Genomic DNA, 17,458 nt, shown 5'->3' with positions numbered 1-17,458 from the left:
TAATCTATATAAATATCTCTGCGTTCTTTGCGAGAAAATGCTTACAAAATCAGCAGCGGCGTAATAAACCCTATCGACACGCGGTAAGTATCATCGTTCACCAGTCCGAATTTCGTTTGTGCGTAGTCGGTATACCGGTACACCCGGCCGACCATGTTCAGGAAAATTTTCAGGTCGTATTTATCAAATGGATATACTTCAATGGCCGGCACATATCCCCATGCCGTGCGGAGTTTCTTTTCCCTGTTGGGATCGGGGTTGCCGTTCCAATAGGCGAAATCCACGAACCCTGTAGCGGTGAGATGCACGATCCTGTTGAGCCGTACGTCGGCCCTTACCCAATGGCTCATGTAGGTTACGCCCTGAACGGCTTTCATATCAGGTATCCAGTTGGAGACGATGAACTTGCGGTCCAGGTTTTCCATACTGAGCTTAAAATCATAGTCCAGTTTGAAATTGCGCAGTATCAGTGAGTTACCCAGTGCGATGTAATTCATGTACTGGTGGGTGGCTTCTTTGAAAATGCTGTAGGACCAGATGGTAGCCACTTTTCCGTTGAACAAATGCCCGCGCCAGTTGACCACCGCGGCAAAAGGGAATTTGCTTTCGTGGATGCCCGGGATGGAGTCGTACAGTTCTTTGAAGGTTTTGGTGCGGCTGTTGAGTAACTGAAAAGTGAATTCGTGGTTGTTATTGGGCAGATATCCCACACCGGCGCCGGACAGGAAGTTGTCCGAGTTTTCGATGATATCAGAGTATTCGTAGATCTGTATGGGGTTATCGTCAAATTCCACGCCGCCCCAATCGGCACAGAGTTTACCTGCATATATTTTCCAGTGTTCGTTGGGGTCGAAACGCAGATAGGCCAGATCGGTGGAGCGGCTGAGATTATCTACCGACTGGGTTTGGGGGTCGCGGGTGTAGCGGTCGCGGAAGCGGAAATAGAGTTTATCGAGCACTTTCCCTTTTATCTCCAGCCGGAACTGTTCATTGACAAAGCGCGAGCCGGTGTAGGTACCTTTATCAAACTCATTCCGGAAGGCATAGCGCATATTGGCGATGAAGTCTATGTTATTGAGCAACGCTACCTTGTTAATGGGAATGAGGGGCTTATAGAGCGTATCTTTCTTCGATTCCTGGTGCTGTGCTGTTGCAGCAAGCGGAAACAACATCATGCAGGCTACCAGCCAATTGCGGATATGCATAAAGGTTAAATTTGGGAGTTAAAGAAAAAAATAAGGTCCGTCTATAGAAGGATGCCTGCCAGAAAGAACCCGGCGGCAACGGATACGGCTACACTGACAATCCCCGGAATCATAAAGCTATGGTTGACCAGGTATTTCCCGATTTGGGTGCTGCCGGTGCGGTCAAAGTTAATGGCCGCCAGCAGCGTCGGATAACCTGGCAGGAAAAAATCCCCGTTTACGGCAGGGAACATGGCCACCAGGTGAGCCGGCAGGATGCCGAGGGACAGGCCCAGCGGCATGAGGGCTTTGGTAGTGGCAGCCTGGCTGAAAAGTAAAGCGCTCAGTATGAACAGGGCGATGGCGAACGTCCAGGGGGCCGCTCTGACCATGTTGCCCAAAGTGCTTTCAATAATTCCCGTATTGGTTTGCATGAAGGTGGCGCTCATCCACACCACCCCGAAGATAGATACGACCGCCTGGGCACCGGAGTTAAAAAGGCTCGCTTTAGCCACCGCGGCAGCCGTAGTACGGCAAAACAGCATAATGGCGGCAGCAGCGGCCAGCATCACCAGTTCAATGACCGCAGCCATTTTGATATGCCCGGTGGCGTCTACCGCCATATTGCTTTTCCCCTCACCGAAGGAAGGCAGCAGATTGGGGAAGGCGCCTACCAGCACGATCAGCAGTACGGCCAGGCCAAATATCAGTACCGAAGCTTTGGCGCCCGGCGGCAGCGGGGCTTTGCTTTCCTGGACGTCCGCCTCCATGCTGGCGGCGAAGTCGGGGTCTTTCATTTTTTCCAGGAACACCGGATCTTTTGCCAGGTCCTTCCCTTTTTTCCAGCATACCACTACACCTGCCAGCGTGCCGATGATGGTGGCCGGAATACATACCCGCAGGATATCGAGCAGTTCAATTTTCCCGCTGAGAATGGTCAGCAGCGCGGCGGTGGCCGCAGAGATAGGACTGGCAGTAATCGCCAGGTGCGAAGAGATAACGGAAATACTCAGCGCACGCTCCGGTCTTATTTTTTTCTTGGTAGATACTTCCGCAATAATCGGCAGCAGCGAGTAGGTAATGTGGGCGGTCCCGGCAAAGAGGGTAAAAAAATAAGTGACCAGGGGCCCCAGTAAAACGATCAGGGAAGGTTTGCTCCGCAATATCTTTTCTGCCAGCCGCACCAGGTAATCCATCCCACCGGCAGCCTGCAAAGTGGCGGCGGTAGTCACTACCGCCAGGATGATCAGCATCACGTCTATCGGCGGGTCGGCCGGCCGCATGCGGAAAATAAAGATATAAACCGCCAGCGCCACCATGCCCATTACCCCAAGGCCAATGCCTTTCATACGGGCTCCCACCAGGATAGCGGCGAGTAATATTGCGAACTCTAACCAGATCATATAAAAGAATATCTGCTGCTGAAGATAATCAAAACCGATATTAATTTATAACCTATAACCGTCCCTGTTTTGTTCCGGCGTGCTAACAGCAAACGGCTACAAGATGATAAAGGTTATTGTGATTATAAGATTATCGTGGTTACATCGCCGGCGCCACACCTGCATGCGGCGCCGGCTTTTCGCGGAGCTGTTATTTTTAAAAAACTACTAGCGATTGATGAACTGCGGTCTGATCATATTGTCAAACGTAAAGATCTCGTCCCATTTTTCCTGCGTAATCAGTTTTTTCTCTTTCACGGCGATATCGTGCACGGACTTACCGGTTTCCAGCGCTTCGCGGGCGATGCCGGCGGACTGCTCATATCCAAGGATCGGATTCAGCTGGGTCACAATACCGATGCTGTTCATCACCATCTGTTTGGTATGTTCGGCATTGGCGGTAATACCCAGGATACACTTCTCGCGCAGCGTACGGCAGGCATTGCCCATATAGGTAATGGCGGTAAACAGCGCGAAAGAGATCACCGGCTCCATGACATTCAGCTGCAGCTGTCCGGCTTCCGCCGCCATGGTCACGGTCAGATCGGCGCCGATCACATAGTACGCCGTCTGGTTCACCACCTCCGGTATCACCGGATTAACTTTGCCCGGCATGATGGAAGATCCCGGCTGCATCGGCGGCAGGTTAATTTCGTTGAGGCCTGCCCGTGGTCCGGAAGACAACAAACGCAGGTCGTTGCATATTTTGGACACCTTCACGGCTGTACGCTTGAGCACCCCGGAAAGCTGTACATAAGCGCCGGTGTCGTTGGTCGCTTCTATCAGGTTCTCTGCCAGCTTCAGGTCCAGCCCGGTTACCTCGCACAGGTACTGGGTCACCAGTTCTGCATACCCCTCCGGCGCGTTCACACGGGTGCCGATAGCCGTAGCTCCCATATTGATCTCCGCGATCAGCCGCCTGCTGCTGTCTACCCGGGAAAGCTCTTCTCTCAGGTTGATGGCAAAGGCATGGAACTCATCGCCAAGGCTCATGGGCACCGCGTCCTGCAGCTGTGTACGCCCCATCTTCAGCACGTTCTGGAACTCTTTCCCCTTGGTATCAAACGCATCTGCCAGCTTGCCCAGCTCTTCTTTGTAGGCGGTCAGCTTCAGGATCAGGGCTATACGAAAAGCAGTAGGATATGCATCGTTGGTGGACTGTGAGCAGTTCACATGGTTGTTGGGGTGGCAGAATTCGTACTCCCCTTTCTGTTTGCCCATCATCTCCAGGGCCACATTGGCAATCACTTCATTGGCATTCATATTCACGGAAGTACCGGCGCCGCCCTGTATCAGGTCACTCAGGAACTGATTGTCAAACTCTCCGTTGATTACCCGGTCACTGGCCCTGATAATGTATTCCGCAATATTTTTGTCCAGCACTCCCAGGTCCCGGTTGGCCATAGCCGCCGCTTTCTTCACATACCCCAGGCTCTTTACAAAGAGCGGCTCCACCTTCAGCGGAATACCGGTAATGTGAAAATTCTCCAGCGCACGAAGTGTCTGAATACCATAATAGACATCCTGCGGTATCTCTTTCTCCCCCAAAAAATCGTGTTCTATTCTCTTGGACATAATTTTTGATTTAGGGCCGGAAGTTAAACGCTTTTAGAACAACATAATACTCATAATTGTTGTAGTTTCATCTAAAGATTTTTCATTACGCTGTTGTTCTATTCGTAAATCATAATTGGCAATTTGTAATTTCTCATGATGTTTCGCATTTCACTGGTTTGTTATCTATTTTTAGTTTTTTCAGGAAAGATCCTCTCCGCACAACACCTGGCGCCACATTTTGATCCCCGGGAATACCACGAACTGCTCGATCTCAGCTCTCTGCAACGGGACACGTCTCTGGAACAAAGCAATGCCAAAGCACCGGAAAACTTCCGCGTCGTTTACCGCTCCCCGGAGGTAGGCCTCAAAAACCGCTGGGACTTCTGGATCGACCGCAGCCGTGCCCTCGGCGTCGTCTCCATCAGAGGTACTAATGGCACCGCCACCTCGTGGATGGAAAACTTCTACGCCGGTATGATCAGCGCCAAAGGAACACTCCAACTGAATGACAGTACTACCTTCACGTATAAACTGGCGGAAGACGACAAAGCTTTCGTACACGCCGGCTGGCTGCTGGGCCTCGCCGCCATGGCGCCGGACATCGTGCAACAAATCAAACATGCCTATCAGGAAGGCATACACGAATTCATCATAACAGGCCATAGCCAGGGCGGCGCCATCGCTTTCCTGGTGCGCTCCTACCTGCAGTACCTCGACGGCCTCCCGAAAGACATCGTCTTCAAAACCTATTGCAGCGCAGCGCCTAAACCGGGCAACCTGTTCTATGCCTATGACTATGATCACATCACCCGCGACGGCTGGGGCCTCAGGGTAGTCAACGGGCGGGACTGGGTGCCGGAAGTGCCTTTCTCTATACAAACGCCCACCGACTTTAATACCATCAACCCTTTTGCCAACATCAGAAAAGCTTTCCGCAAACAGAAGTTCCCGGCGAGGGTAGCGCTGTCCTATATGTACGGGCGGCTCAACCGCCCCGCCAGGAAAGCCAGCCGCCGCTTTCAGCGGGTATTGGGTAAAATGATATACGGCCGCGTAAAAAAAGTACTGCCGGAGTATAACCGGCCCGTTTTTGTCGACAGCCACAATTATACCCCGGCAGGTACGCCGGTGATCCTATACCCGGTAAAAGGATATGATGAGAAATTTCCGTTCGACGGTAAGAATATTTTCGTGCACCACTCCATCGACGCGTACCGATGGGCGCTCGATCACATTTACCCTGCCGGCGGACATTAGTCGTTACCGCTCTTTTCGCCGGTAAACCAATGTTCCTTATCCCGGAACAACACATTGAAAGTAGTGAGCGATCCGTAAATCCGGGTGATGTACTGCTGCAGGTTGATCTTCTCTTCGTCTGTCAGCACCTTATGGCTGTTGATATTCTGCTCCAGCACCCGCAACCGGTCGCGCAGCATCACGATCTTATGGAAAAACGTTTCGATAGGCACCTCTTTCGCTTTCAGGGAGGAATCGCCCGGCTGCAGCACCATAGTGCCGTTCCGCCAGCGATCGCCCAGCGGTACCACCTCCGTAATACCGCCCCATAAACGCAGTATCTTCAGCAAAGAGGTCTCCATATCCGACGCCGTTTCCACTTCAGCCGTCTGGTTTTCCGCAACCAGTACTTCAAACAGCGGATCGGTTTTGTCGATCATTTTGATACCATGGTCCATAAAAGTGACCCGGTACTGTGCATATTTAACGCCTACAATAACGCCCGGCCCAAAATGTGCGTGTTGTACCCTTGAACCCACGCCCAGTGTCAGTTCTTCCATGTGCTGATATTTTTTGGTATCAAACTTACTCTTTTCACGCAAAGGCGCAAAGATTTGATAAAGCAGATGATGTTTTGAGATAAATTAAGAACGCAAAGGACCGAAGACCATATTTTATCACCTGCCTTATTATCAATATTTATGGTATAGGTGAACAATAAAATATGGTCTTCGGTCCTTTGCGTTCTTACTCTATTTACCAAATCTTTGCGCGCTTTGCGTGAGCACTTTTTCCAGGATCCCCACCGCCTTTGCCAGCTCCCTGTTGTTCAGCGATGCGAATCCGAAGCGGATAGCGTTCAACGGCCTGGTGCCGTGGCCATACTGCTCCCCGTTGCTCATCAGTAGCCCCATGGCGGCGGCCTTCACAGCTACCTGTGTCAGCGGGTAACGTTTGTGGAAGGTGAGCCAGGTAGCCATGCCGCCGGCGGGCTCGGTAAACCTTACTTTGTCGCCCAGGCGGTTTTGCAGCAGTTGCGTGAGCTGGTCGCGCCGCTCATGATAAAGCTTGTTCGACTTTTTCAGGTGTCGGTCGATGGTCCCGTCGGCCAGGAGGGCCGCCAGTGTTTCTTCCGGCAGGTTATCGCCATGGAGGTCCATTAGTTTGCGCAGTCTGGCCATTTCTTCGAGGAACGGCGCCGGGGCCACGAGGAAGCCGCTGCGGATGGAGAGTCCGAGCAGCTTGGTAAAGGAGCCGACGTAGATCACGTTGCCGCCGTGGTCTCCGCTGGCCAGCGGTAATATCGGCGCAGAGCTGTAATGGTAATCGTAATCGTAATCATCTTCCAGCACTGCCAGCCGGTGGGTGCGGATGATGTCCAGCAGCCGCATTCTGCGTTCAGCGCTGAGCGTGACCGTTGTCGGGTGATGGTGATGCGGTATCACATACAACATCCTTACTTTATGGGTACGGCACAACCGCCCTACTTCCTCTGCATCGATGCCTTCTGCATCTGTGGGAACGCGCAGCAGGCGGGCGCCCAGCTGTTCAAAGCATAGGTCGGCATAAAAATATCCGGGGCTGCCCACGATCACATAGTCCCCTTTTTCCAGCAGCATGGCGGCTGTCAGGTAGATGGCCATCTGCGCCCCCCGGGTGGTCATTACATTGTCGGCCGACAATGAAAGGCCCCGTGTATGCGTCAGGTAATGCACCAGCTGCTGCCGCAGGTGCAGGCTGCCCATCGCCGAACCGTATGTAAGCCGCTGGTGGTAGCGCGGCCGGCGCACCAGCGCGCGGCTCTCTTTCATCCACGCTTCCAGCGGCGCTTCCCGCATATCGGCAAAGCCGTCGTTGATGATCAGCTGGCCGGACTGTAACCGATCGTAGCGGGAAGTGGCCACAGACGGAATACTGTTGAATGAAAATCCCGGCCCCGCCGCATACGGGGATGCCGGCGCCTGAAAAGAGCGAGGCCTGATATCCGGCAGATTGGTCGCTACCATCACACCTTTCCTTGGAAGGGCGGTGGCCCAGTCCTGGCTCACCAGCTCGTCGTATGCCGCAACAACGGTTTTGCGGTGCAGCCCTAACTGTAATGCCAGTACACGGCTGCCGGGCAGCAGCAATCCCGGTTTCAGCACCCCTTCGCGGATCAGGCTGGCAAAGCGGTTCGCGATCTGCTGATATACCGGCTGCCGCGCTTCCCGGTTGATGGTGATCAGTGTTTTATATGGTAGCATCTGGACTATTGGCCGATTTAAATCTGGACTACATGGATAGTCCAGGCAAAACTAATTTTACAGTATCAATAATGCAAAAACAATCGTGATGAAAGAAAGATTTTTTATGCAGGAGGTGCTGCCGGAAGCCTTCAAAACCATGGTGGCGATGGACAAATATACTACCACCACCAACGTATCTCCCCTGCACCGCGAGATGATCAAAGTAAGGGCGTCCCAGTTGAACGGCTGCGCCTATTGCCTCGACAAACACTCCGCCGACGCCCGTAAGCTGGGCGAAACGGTAGAACGCCAGTTGTTACTCAGCGCATGGCGCGAGTCGCCACAGTTTACCGAAGAAGAGAGAATTATACTGGCCATGACAGATGAAGTGACGCTTATCAGTCAACGCGGACTCACGGAAGAGACTTACAACAAAGCGCTGGCCTGCTTCGGCATGGAAACCACCGCTCAACTGCTGATGCATATTATCTGTATTAACGCCTGGAACCGCATCGGGATAGCCACCCACCGGGTACCGGGCCAACACTATCCAATTGCCGCCCAATGAGAACAGTAAGAACAGCCGCCACCGACGCCGAAATACTGGCCTGCCGCGAGGTCATCCTCACCCTGCGCCCGCATATAGCACCCGAAAGCGTGCTGCCACAGATACGGGAAATGCAGCAGGAAGGCTATCATCTCCTGTATTTGCCAACAGATGACGATCCTTCAAAAGTAGCGGCCATTGCAGGTTACCGGCACAAACACAATCTCCACAGCGGCCGGTTTATCTATATCGACGATCTGGCCACCCACCCCTCCTTCCGCGCGCAGGGTTATGCCACGCTGTTGCTGCATCATATCCGGGAAATAGCGAAAGAAGAAGGGCTCTCTATTGTACAGCTGGACTCCGGGCACGGCCTGTGGCCGGCGCACCGGCTATATCATGAACAGGGCTTCTATATCTCCGCCCATCATTTTACGCAGGTGGTATAAAAAAAAGCAGCGAAGACAGGTGTCTTCGCTGCATAAAAACATCACAACAAAAAAACTATTCCTTTACCTTATTCAGGAAAAATGATAGCTTGAACAATAGTTCATCCTGAAGGCCTGCTCTCAGTTTAGCCTCATCGTCGGTGATACCCAGGCGGCGCAGCCGCTGATAATAGACGTAAGAACCGCCGATGAGCTCCAGGCATTCCTGTATCTTGCGTTGCACCTCTGCTTCTTTGGTGCGCTTTTCATATTCTTTTTTAGTCAGTATTTTATCCACAAAGTAGAAGTTGTCTTTGTCTTCCACCCATTTATTGCCTTCGCGATGCTGTGGCTTATACACTTCAAGATAACAATTATCCAGCTTTAAAACATCACCAAATTCTGCGCGTATATCTATAACCGTTGGTTTTTCCGCTGCAGGGTTGGCCAGCCGCTTTTTAATATGGTTGCTGATCTCTACGCCCAGCTCGTCGCTGCTCATGAGAATCTGGTTGAGTTCGGAAAACTCCAGCCCGATGGTGATGCGGGTGTATCCCCTGCCGCTTTTGATTTTACCGAAAAGGCTGGGTGTGGTATGTTCATCAAAGATGATGTCTTCCACCTGCACCTTGGTAATGGTTTTATAGTCGGGCTTGTACCCTTCTTCCGCCGGCGTAGGGCGTTTGTTCACCAGCCGTGCTGTCTCCTGGCGGCGGCTGTGCTGGATATAATCATCGATGAAACGCAGCTCGTGCTTTTTGAGCTTGGTGTATAACTCATGATGAGAATAGTTGTTCATTTTGCTCAACAGGGCCAGATCATTCCAGCTGTGGAAGTGCTGCATTTTCTTCAGCTCTTCCAGGATATCTGCTGCCGCCATGTTACGGCGGTAATATAATTCTCCTATCAGAAAGAGGGCGTATTCCTGCGCCGGATAGCCCAGTTCGGGCAATACGTCGTAAGGGCTGCGCTTCTGGTCACGCGCCTGCTCCAGCAGGTCCACGTCCGACATCACTGGTGCCAGCAGGTACTTGCGGGCTGCCGACCGCAGTTTCTTGCTCACATAATCCAACAGCTGGTCACTCACCTGGCTGTGATGTACAAAGTCATGCAGAATCTGTACAAAGCGGCGCGAGGTAGGTAATCCAAACTGTGTGAGAATATCATTTTCCAGGTCCAGCACCTCCTCTTTGGCAGGCTCCTCTTTGCCAGGTTTTACCTTCTGCTCCATCTGCTGGTAACGCTGATAATACTCCTGTAACTTCAATTTAAGCTGATCCATAATATATATACAATTAATTATTAAACTAGTTCACTTTCCTATGGCCGGTCCGGGGGGATTTGTCATTTTTCCATCGTTTTGTCATCCGGGCTAACATATCTTTCCCCTGTGGTCAGCGAACGGCCTGAAATAAGCCTGCTCTGAGTGGCCATCAACCAAACATTCTGTTGACTTTCAACAACTTAATAAAATGGGAATTATAATGGGAAGTGCGCAAAGATACGCCTTTTAATGCAGTGCGCAAAGCCTCAAAACGGCATCTGGCGTGGATTACATTAGCATATAATAACAAGCGTCGGCGAGATAAAATGTACCGCTATGATTATCATATCACTCCCTGTTTTTTCGTGATATATAACTTTCTGAAAAAAATTTTCGAAAAGTATTTGGAATTTAAAAAAGCTTTGTGTTATCTTTGCACTCCCAACAACGAAATAACACACGCTGGACGGGACAAAACGGTGGTTGTAGCTCAGTTGGTTAGAGCATCAGATTGTGGTTCTGAGGGTCGGGGGTTCGAGACCCCTCATCCACCCGAAAATGAAAAAGGCTTCTTACACAGAAGCCTTTTTTCGTTTTATGACGTTTTATTTTTGTTGCATGATTCAGAAATTCGATAGAGGGAAAGTATCTTCGCAACATTGTAAATAATATTCCGATTCAATGAATTATCTGTTTCCCATAATAGCCGCCTGCCTGGTACCCGTTGCCACTGCCCTGCTGGGCTGGTTTATCCATCACCTCGCCGCCAGTACGTTCTTCAACCGTATTCTTCCGGCACGGCAACAAGCCCTGGCACAACAAATAGGCGCTTTCGCGGGGCAACAGCTCTCTTTCAGCACCATCAAATCCAAACTGACAGATCCGGACAAAATAAAAAATATCATCCCGCTGGTTGAAGCACATCTCGACACCTTCCTGCGTGAGAAACTGCCCAAAGCCATGCCGGTACTCTCCATGTTCATCGGCGACAGTATCGTGAACCAGATCAAATCACACCTCGTGGCAGAACTGGACACCCTGTTCCCCGTAATGATCAATCAGTATCTCGACAACGTAGAGAAAGACCTGAACATCGAAAAGATGATCACCGATAAAATAGCCGGCATCTCCGCAGAACAACTGCAACAAATCAGCCGGCAAATGCTGGGAGACGGAATTGCCGGATTTAAACTGCTGGGCGCCCTCACAGGCTTCTGCTGTGGCCTTGTGGCGTTACTATTCCTGATTATTTTTTAATCGTCCCGTTTAGCGGTGCTTCCTGAAGGAAGCACCGCGCACTGTTAACTACTGTTAACCGGAAAGCTTTGTTAACTACTGTTAAGACCTTCTACGGGTCTTTTTTTTGATTTCCTGCGGGAAAAATTCCATTCATCACAATATCCGACCATTCACCACTACCCACCGATACATTTGCTGAAATCTGACAAACAGTGCGGATAAAAAACAGCAGGATGAAAAAACGGTATCTACTCCTCGCCGGCATTTTAATGTGGCAGGTACAATCCTTCGCGCAGGCGCCAGCGGCCGGGAAACCGGCAGCAGCGGCCAACGGCCGGGGCGCCGGAACACGGCCCGACATGCCGCAGATAGGCAGGCTTTACGGGAAACTGATAGACGCCTCCAATGGTAAACCTATCCCCTACGCATCCGTAGCCCTGTTGCGGCAGCGGGACTCCTCGGTGGTGACCGGCATGCTGACCAAACCCAATGGGGAATTTAACCTGGAAAGTCTCCCCTTCGGCCCTTTCCTCGTACGCATCAACTTCATGGGCTACACCAGCCTGCAGAAAAAAGTAAGCATCACCCCGCAAACCACCGAACAGGACCTGGGCAATATTAAAATGCAACCCAACGTAAAAACCCTGCAAAGCGTGGAAGTGACCGGCCAGAAAAGCGCCTTCACCATGGGCATCGACAAAAAGGTGTTCAATGTGGAACGTAACCTGACCAGCGTAGGCGGTACCGCTACCGATGTATTAAAAAATATCCCTTCCGTCAATGTGGACCTCGACGGCAACGTCAGCGTACGCAACGCGGCCCCCAATATCTTTGTGGACGGCAAGCCCTCCACCCTCACCCTCGATCAGATACCCGCCGACGCCATCGAAAGCGTGGAACTGATCACCAACCCCTCTGCGCGGTACGACGCAGAAGGCATGTCCGGTATCCTCAACATCATCCTGAAGAAAAACCGGAAAGCCGGCTTCAACGGCTCCGTACAAGCCGGTATCGGCACCGGCAATAAATACAATGCCGGCGGCAACATCAGCATCCGCCAGGGTAAATTCAATGTATTTGCCAACTACAACATCAACGCCAACAGAAGCTGGGGCGAAGGCACCACCTCCCGCAGCAACTATAAAAGCGGCAATGCGGCAGATACCAGCTTCCTGCTGCAGAACAGCAACAGCACCAGCAAACCGCTGTTCCAGTTCGGCCGCTTCGGCCTCGATTACCAGATCGATAACCGCAATACCATCTCGCTGTCACAGAACATCGTTGCAGGCGACTTCAAAAACAATGAAGATCTCCTCAGCACTTTCTCCAACAGCCAGCATAACATCACCGGCCTGAGCGACCGCCAAAACAACAACAAGTTCGGCTTCCGCAATTACACCACAGCATTGGGCTTCAAGCATACATACGCCAAACCCAACAAAGAATGGACAGCTGACTTCAACTACAACAGCAGTTCCAATGACCGTAACGGCGACTACCTCACCCAGGCCATGAACGCCCAGGGCACGCCGCTCGGACAGCCGCTGTACCAGACCAACAACGCTGCCGGCAAAACAACGTTCATTACGGTCCAGACAGATTATACCAACCCAATAGGCAAAAACGGTAAACTGGAAGCCGGCGCGAAAGTCACGCTGCGCGATTACTCCAGCGATTACCAGGTATTCGATAAAGACACCCTCAGCGGACATTTTATTCCGAATGCCATGCTGTCTACCGCCTACAAATACAACGAAGAGATCTATGCCGGTTATGCGAATTTCTCCAATACCATGGGCAATTTCGGCTACCAGGCCGGTCTGCGTGTGGAACAATATGTGTATGCCGGCGAAAACCAGGGCGTACATTACAAACCAACAAAAGCAGTCCCCGGCTTCTTCCCGAGCGTATACCTCTCGCAGAAACTGAAGCATGACCAGGAACTGCAGTTGAATTATTCCCGCCGCGTGAACAGGCCGAATTTCTTCCAGCTGATACCCTACCGCGATTACAGCGATCCGCAGAACCAGCGGGAAGGTAATCCGAACCTGAAACCGGAGTACATCAACAGCCTGGAGTTTTCCTACGCTAAAAACTGGCAGAACGCCAACCTGCTGGGAAGCGTGTACTTCCGTAATGTCAACAACATGATCTCTACCATCAGCACGCCGATTGGCGCCGATACGCTGCTCACCCAGTTTATCAACGCCAACAGAAGCAATTCCTACGGCGCGGAGATCACACTGAAGAACCAGGTCCTCAAAGGCTGGGACCTTACCTCCAACGTAAACCTGTACCAGACAGATATGAAGGTCAACAGCAACGGGCAGAACTTCAACAACAGCGGTTTCAGCTGGCTGGCGAAGATCAATTCCGAAACGAAGCTGCCGGCTAATTTCACCGTACAGGTGACCGGCACCTACCAGGCGCCAACGATTGCGCTGCCTGCTTCCGGCGGTGGCGGCGGCCGCGGCGGAGGAGGTGGTGGTTTTATGATGATCCCCACTTCTTCACAGGGTACCATCAAAGGCTTCAGCACTGTGGACGTAGCAGTGCGCAAGGACTTCCTGAAAAACAAAGCAGCTTCGCTCACACTGAGCCTGTCAGACGTTTTCAACACACGCCAGTATGAGCTGAACCAGGCTACGCCTGCTTTCGCACAGGATTATATCCGCAAACGCGAATCCCGTATCCTGAAGCTTAACTTCAGCTACCGTTTCGGTAAGTTCGACACTTCCCTGTTCAAAAAGAAAAAGCAGAATAATAACAACGACATGCAGATGGGTGACCCGATGCAAAGTTTTTGAGTTAATAAAGAGGGTGAATGCAAGACCACAGCCGGTAGACAGCGAATAGTGCCTCTGCCGGCTATCTTTTTGAATATACCATTCATCCCAATTAGTCAACATTTTAAACACCGGCAGTTATTTTTATGGTCATAGATCAGCCAGAATAAAGGATGCGAACATTACGGATGCTAAGATTAATTGCAGGGGCAACCCTGCTGCTTGTTGCTGCTGTGCCTAACCTCCACGCACAAACGCCGGGAGCTTCACCGGTGAAAATGAACGGTAAAGTGGCGGATGCAGTGACCGGCAAACCGGTGGAATATGCCTCCGTGGTATTACTCCGCCAGGCCGACTCCTCCATGGTGACCGGCATGTACACCACTCCCGCCGGCACCTTCACTTTCAACAGCGTTGTTCCCGGCATTTACGTGCTCCGTGTTACCTTCATGGGTTACGAGAAGCTGGAGAAAGCGGTGAAAGTGGCGCCCGGCAAACCAGCGTTCGCCGGCACCTTACGTCTGCAGACTGCCGGCAAGGTGCTGAACGCTGTAGAGATCAAAGCGGAAAAACCAGCCTTTTCCATGCAAATAGACCGGCAGGTGTTCGACGCCGGCAGCATGATCAACGCCGAAGGCGGCACCGGCACAGACATCCTAAAAAATATTCCCAGCGTAGACGTAGACATCGATGATAACGTGACCCTGCGCGGCAAAAGCGTGACCATCTACGTAGACGGCAAACCGTCGCCCTTCGGGGATGCGAAGACAGCCCTGCAGATGATTCCCGCCGAAAGTATCGACCGCATAGAAGTGATCAATAACCCTTCCGCCAAATTCGAGGCACAGGGCGGCGGTGGTATCATCAACATCGTCCTGAAAAAAGATAAAGCCATCGGGTACAATGTGATGTTCAACGCCGGCGTGGCCACCCGCGGGCAGGTCAACGGCAGCGCCAACGCCAGTCTGCGTATGCGCCGCTTCAACTTCTTCGGCAACTACAACGCACGCTACGAATCCATCGGCGGCAGCGGCTACAGCTACCGGCAGAACCTCGTGCCCGACAGCAGCCACACCACCTTCTTCTCACAGGACAGCCGCAACACCAACCGCAATGGTAACAACGGCGGCCGCTTCGGCTTCGACTATTTCCTCGACGACCATAACACCTTCACCATCGCACAAGGCATCAATCATAACTTCAGCAGGAACGAGGATGACATCTTCCTTAACTACCTCGATGAACAAAAACAAACGCTGCGCAACGGCGAACGGCATAACACCGGCCGCAATGACGGCTATAACAACAATACCAGCCTGAATTACAAGCGTACGTTCAAAAAACAGAACCAGGAGCTGACCGCCTATGTAAGCTACAGCGGTAACCGCGCCGCGAGCAACAGCGACTACCGTACACAATACCAGAAGCCCGGTCAGAGCGCCCTCCCCAATCCCAATTTGCAGGACAACACCGGCAAAAACGGGAACCGCTTCTGGAACCTCCAGTCAGACTATACCATGCCCCTTGGCAAAAAAGGAAAGCTGGAGGCAGGCGTGAAAAGTACGCTGCGGCATATCAGTAACGACTATACGGCGATGTTGTATGACTGGGAACTGCAGGATTTCCGCAAAAGCAACCAGCTGTCCAACCAGTACGACTATGAAGAAGATATCCATGCCGGTTATCTCAACTTCGCCAATGCTATCGGCAACCTGGGCTACCAGATCGGGGTAAGGGCCGAACAGTCCTACCTGAAAGGCTACTCCTTTACCCGCGACACCACAGTGGACAACCGGTTCTTCAACCTGTTCCCCAGCGTGTTCCTGAAATACAATCTGCCTAAAAACCAGAACCAGAGCCTGGTGTTCAACTATTCCACGCGTATTGACCGGCCCAACTTCGACCAGTTGCTGCCATATATCAATAACTCCGACCCGCAGAACATCCGCACGGGCAACCCCGAGCTGCAACCGGCGCTGTCGCATAAGTTCGAAGCCAGTTATTCCGTTTATTACCCCAGGTCCAACAACTATTTCAGCACCAGCACCTACTTTGCGCAAACCAATGACAACATAGACCGTATCAGTACGCTGGACACCGTCACCGGCGTGACCACCACCAGGCCCATGAACCTGGCCACCCAGCAGAACATCGGCGGCAACGTGTCTTACAGCCTCAATATTTACAAATGGTGGAAAATCAATGCCAACCTGAACCTGGAGTACAACCGGCTCTCCAGCGTAACGCTGAACAATGAAAACTTCAGCTACGGGTTGAATGCCAATACCCAGTTCAGGCTGCCGTCCCGTATCAGCATAGAGCTGAGCGGCCATTACCGCTCCCCCCGGATACAGCCGCAAGGCACTTTCCGGGCCATGAACGGCATCGATTTCGGCATCCGCAAGGAAGTGCTGAAGAACCGGGCGCTGGTGGTAGCGCTTAATATTTCCGATCTGCTCAACACACAACAGTTCAGTTCCCATTACGAAACACCGGTGTTTATCCAGGACTACGAGCGCAAACGCGCCACCCGCTTTATCCGTATCAACATACGCTATCGTTTCGGTAAGATGGACCCTAATCTCTTTAAAAAGAAAAAACAGCAACAGCAGGAAGAGGAAGAAAAGCCGCAGGAAGAAGAAGAGAAGCCTAAAGAGCGGGGAAGGTTATAAAAAATTACGAATTACGAATTACGAATTGAGGGCTCCCTTATAGAACGGTTATTTAGTAACCTTTTTATAAAGGAGCCCTCAATTCGTAATTCGTAATTCGTAATTATTTTTTTCCGGCCAGCATGGGCACAAAGGAGAAGTTGTCGAACAGTTCCTGTTCCGTCTCCGTATCACTTATTTTAGTAATACGCAGCATCCGCTGTACTTCCTGGCCGCCCACGGGGATGACCATTTTACCGCCGATTTTTAACTGCTGGACCAGTTTTTCGGGGATATGTGGCGCTGCCGCGGTCACCAGGACCTTGTCAAACGGCGCATAGGAAGGTAATCCTTCGTAGCCGTCGCCATAAAACAGGCGCAGGTTGGGGTATTTGCTTTTAAAAGGAAAGGCTTTCACCTGGTCGAACAGGCGTTTCTGGCGTTCAATGGTAAAAACGTTCAGTTTCAGCTCCGCCAGCACGCAGGCCTGGTAGCCGCTGCCGGTACCGATTTCCAGTATTTTCTCAAACGGCCGGGGTTCCAGCAACTGTGTCTGATAGGCTACCGTATAAGGTTGGGAAATCGTTTGTCCCTCCCCGATAGGAAAGGCCCTGTCATCGTATGCAATGCTCTCGAAAGCCGTATCAAGAAAAAAATGCCTGGGAATATTGCCGATGGCCGCCAGTACGTTTTCATCGGTAATACCTTTCTGACGGATACTATCAACCAGCTGTTTGCGTAATCCTTTTTGTTTATAAGTATCTTCATACCGCCTCATGGTGCAAAATTAACCATTACCTACGATTTTCAATGAATTTGCCCGGCCGGAATTTCCCACATTCATTTTTTTATTTTTACTTTACAACCTGGCCGGGCTATAAAGGCCCGAAAAACAATAC

General features: G+C 51.6%; 13 protein-coding genes and 1 tRNA gene. 7 read left to right on the top strand and 7 right to left on the bottom strand.

The annotated features are described in order from the left end of the window. Nucleotides 1–41: 41 nt before the first annotated feature. The 3 genes from HF324_RS09685 to aspA all read right to left on the bottom strand — a co-directional run bounded on the left by HF324_RS09685 (nt 42) and on the right by aspA (nt 4,201). Nucleotides 42–1,205 carry a porin gene (locus HF324_RS09685; protein WP_168802282.1) on the bottom strand — a complete coding sequence of 388 codons (1,164 nt, stop codon included), beginning with the start codon at nt 1,203–1,205 and terminating at the stop codon, nt 42–44. 41 nt (nt 1,206–1,246) lie between these two features. After that, on the bottom strand, nt 1,247–2,587 hold the full coding sequence (locus HF324_RS09680) for an anaerobic C4-dicarboxylate transporter family protein (RefSeq protein WP_168802281.1): 1,341 nt from the start codon (nt 2,585–2,587) through the stop codon (nt 1,247–1,249). Between the two features lie 207 nt (nt 2,588–2,794). Next, a complete protein-coding gene (gene aspA / locus HF324_RS09675) occupies nt 2,795–4,201 on the bottom strand; it encodes an aspartate ammonia-lyase (protein ID WP_192023242.1) in 1,407 nt (468 codons plus the stop codon). A gap of 135 nt (nt 4,202–4,336) precedes the next feature. Between aspA and HF324_RS09670 the strand changes: the two genes are divergently transcribed. After that, nucleotides 4,337–5,440: a lipase family protein gene (locus HF324_RS09670; RefSeq protein WP_168802280.1), complete on the top strand. Its 1,104-nt coding sequence runs from the start codon at nt 4,337–4,339 to the stop codon at nt 5,438–5,440. Here HF324_RS09670 and HF324_RS09665 read toward each other — a convergent pair. Both HF324_RS09665 and HF324_RS09660 read right to left on the bottom strand, forming a co-directional pair. Beyond that, complete coding sequence (locus tag HF324_RS09665) at nt 5,437–5,979, bottom strand: DUF8685 domain-containing protein (protein WP_168802279.1); 543 nt, start codon at nt 5,977–5,979, stop codon at nt 5,437–5,439. The genes HF324_RS09670 and HF324_RS09665 overlap by 4 nt on opposite strands. 192 nt (nt 5,980–6,171) lie before the next feature. Further along, nucleotides 6,172–7,662, bottom strand: a complete 1,491-nt coding sequence (locus HF324_RS09660; RefSeq protein WP_168859671.1) for an aminotransferase-like domain-containing protein — start codon at nt 7,660–7,662, stop codon at nt 6,172–6,174. 88 nt (nt 7,663–7,750) lie between these two features. On the opposite strand from HF324_RS09660, the gene HF324_RS09655 reads away from it, so the two are divergent. Then, nucleotides 7,751–8,212 carry a carboxymuconolactone decarboxylase family protein gene (locus HF324_RS09655; RefSeq protein ID WP_168802277.1) on the top strand — a complete coding sequence of 154 codons (462 nt, stop codon included), beginning with the start codon at nt 7,751–7,753 and terminating at the stop codon, nt 8,210–8,212. Next, nucleotides 8,209–8,640, top strand: a complete 432-nt coding sequence (locus HF324_RS09650) for a GNAT family N-acetyltransferase (RefSeq protein WP_168859670.1) — start codon at nt 8,209–8,211, stop codon at nt 8,638–8,640. Before HF324_RS09655 ends, HF324_RS09650 begins: the two co-directional genes overlap by 4 nt. 55 nt (nt 8,641–8,695) lie before the next feature. Here the strand turns inward: HF324_RS09650 and HF324_RS09645 are convergent, their stop codons facing one another. Next, complete coding sequence (locus tag HF324_RS09645; protein WP_168802275.1) at nt 8,696–9,901, bottom strand: hypothetical protein; 1,206 nt, start codon at nt 9,899–9,901, stop codon at nt 8,696–8,698. A 461-nt stretch (nt 9,902–10,362) separates the two neighbouring features. On the opposite strand from HF324_RS09645, the gene HF324_RS09640 reads away from it, so the two are divergent. The 4 genes from HF324_RS09640 to HF324_RS09625 all read left to right on the top strand — a co-directional run bounded on the left by HF324_RS09640 (nt 10,363) and on the right by HF324_RS09625 (nt 16,580). Further along, nucleotides 10,363–10,436: transfer RNA gene (locus tag HF324_RS09640), tRNA-His, on the top strand. A gap of 128 nt (nt 10,437–10,564) precedes the next feature. Continuing rightward, nucleotides 10,565–11,140 (top strand): DUF445 domain-containing protein, encoded by a 576-nt coding sequence (locus tag HF324_RS09635; RefSeq protein WP_168859669.1) that lies wholly within the window; start codon nt 10,565–10,567, stop codon nt 11,138–11,140. Nucleotides 11,141–11,355: 215 nt separating this feature from the next. Continuing rightward, on the top strand, nt 11,356–13,929 hold the full coding sequence (locus tag HF324_RS09630) for a TonB-dependent receptor (protein WP_168859668.1): 2,574 nt from the start codon (nt 11,356–11,358) through the stop codon (nt 13,927–13,929). Nucleotides 13,930–14,096: 167 nt separating this feature from the next. Continuing rightward, on the top strand, nt 14,097–16,580 hold the full coding sequence (locus HF324_RS09625; protein ID WP_168859667.1) for a TonB-dependent receptor: 2,484 nt from the start codon (nt 14,097–14,099) through the stop codon (nt 16,578–16,580). A gap of 103 nt (nt 16,581–16,683) precedes the next feature. Here HF324_RS09625 and HF324_RS09620 read toward each other — a convergent pair whose 3' ends face one another. Further along, nucleotides 16,684–17,337: a protein-L-isoaspartate(D-aspartate) O-methyltransferase gene (locus HF324_RS09620; RefSeq protein WP_168802271.1), complete on the bottom strand. Its 654-nt coding sequence runs from the start codon at nt 17,335–17,337 to the stop codon at nt 16,684–16,686. Nucleotides 17,338–17,458 lie beyond the last annotated feature (121 nt).

The organism is Chitinophaga oryzae, assembly GCF_012516375.2.
GTDB classification, from domain to species: domain Bacteria; phylum Bacteroidota; class Bacteroidia; order Chitinophagales; family Chitinophagaceae; genus Chitinophaga; species Chitinophaga oryzae.
Note: the sequence above shows the minus strand (reverse complement) of the source record. Positions and strands in the feature narration are given on the sequence as shown.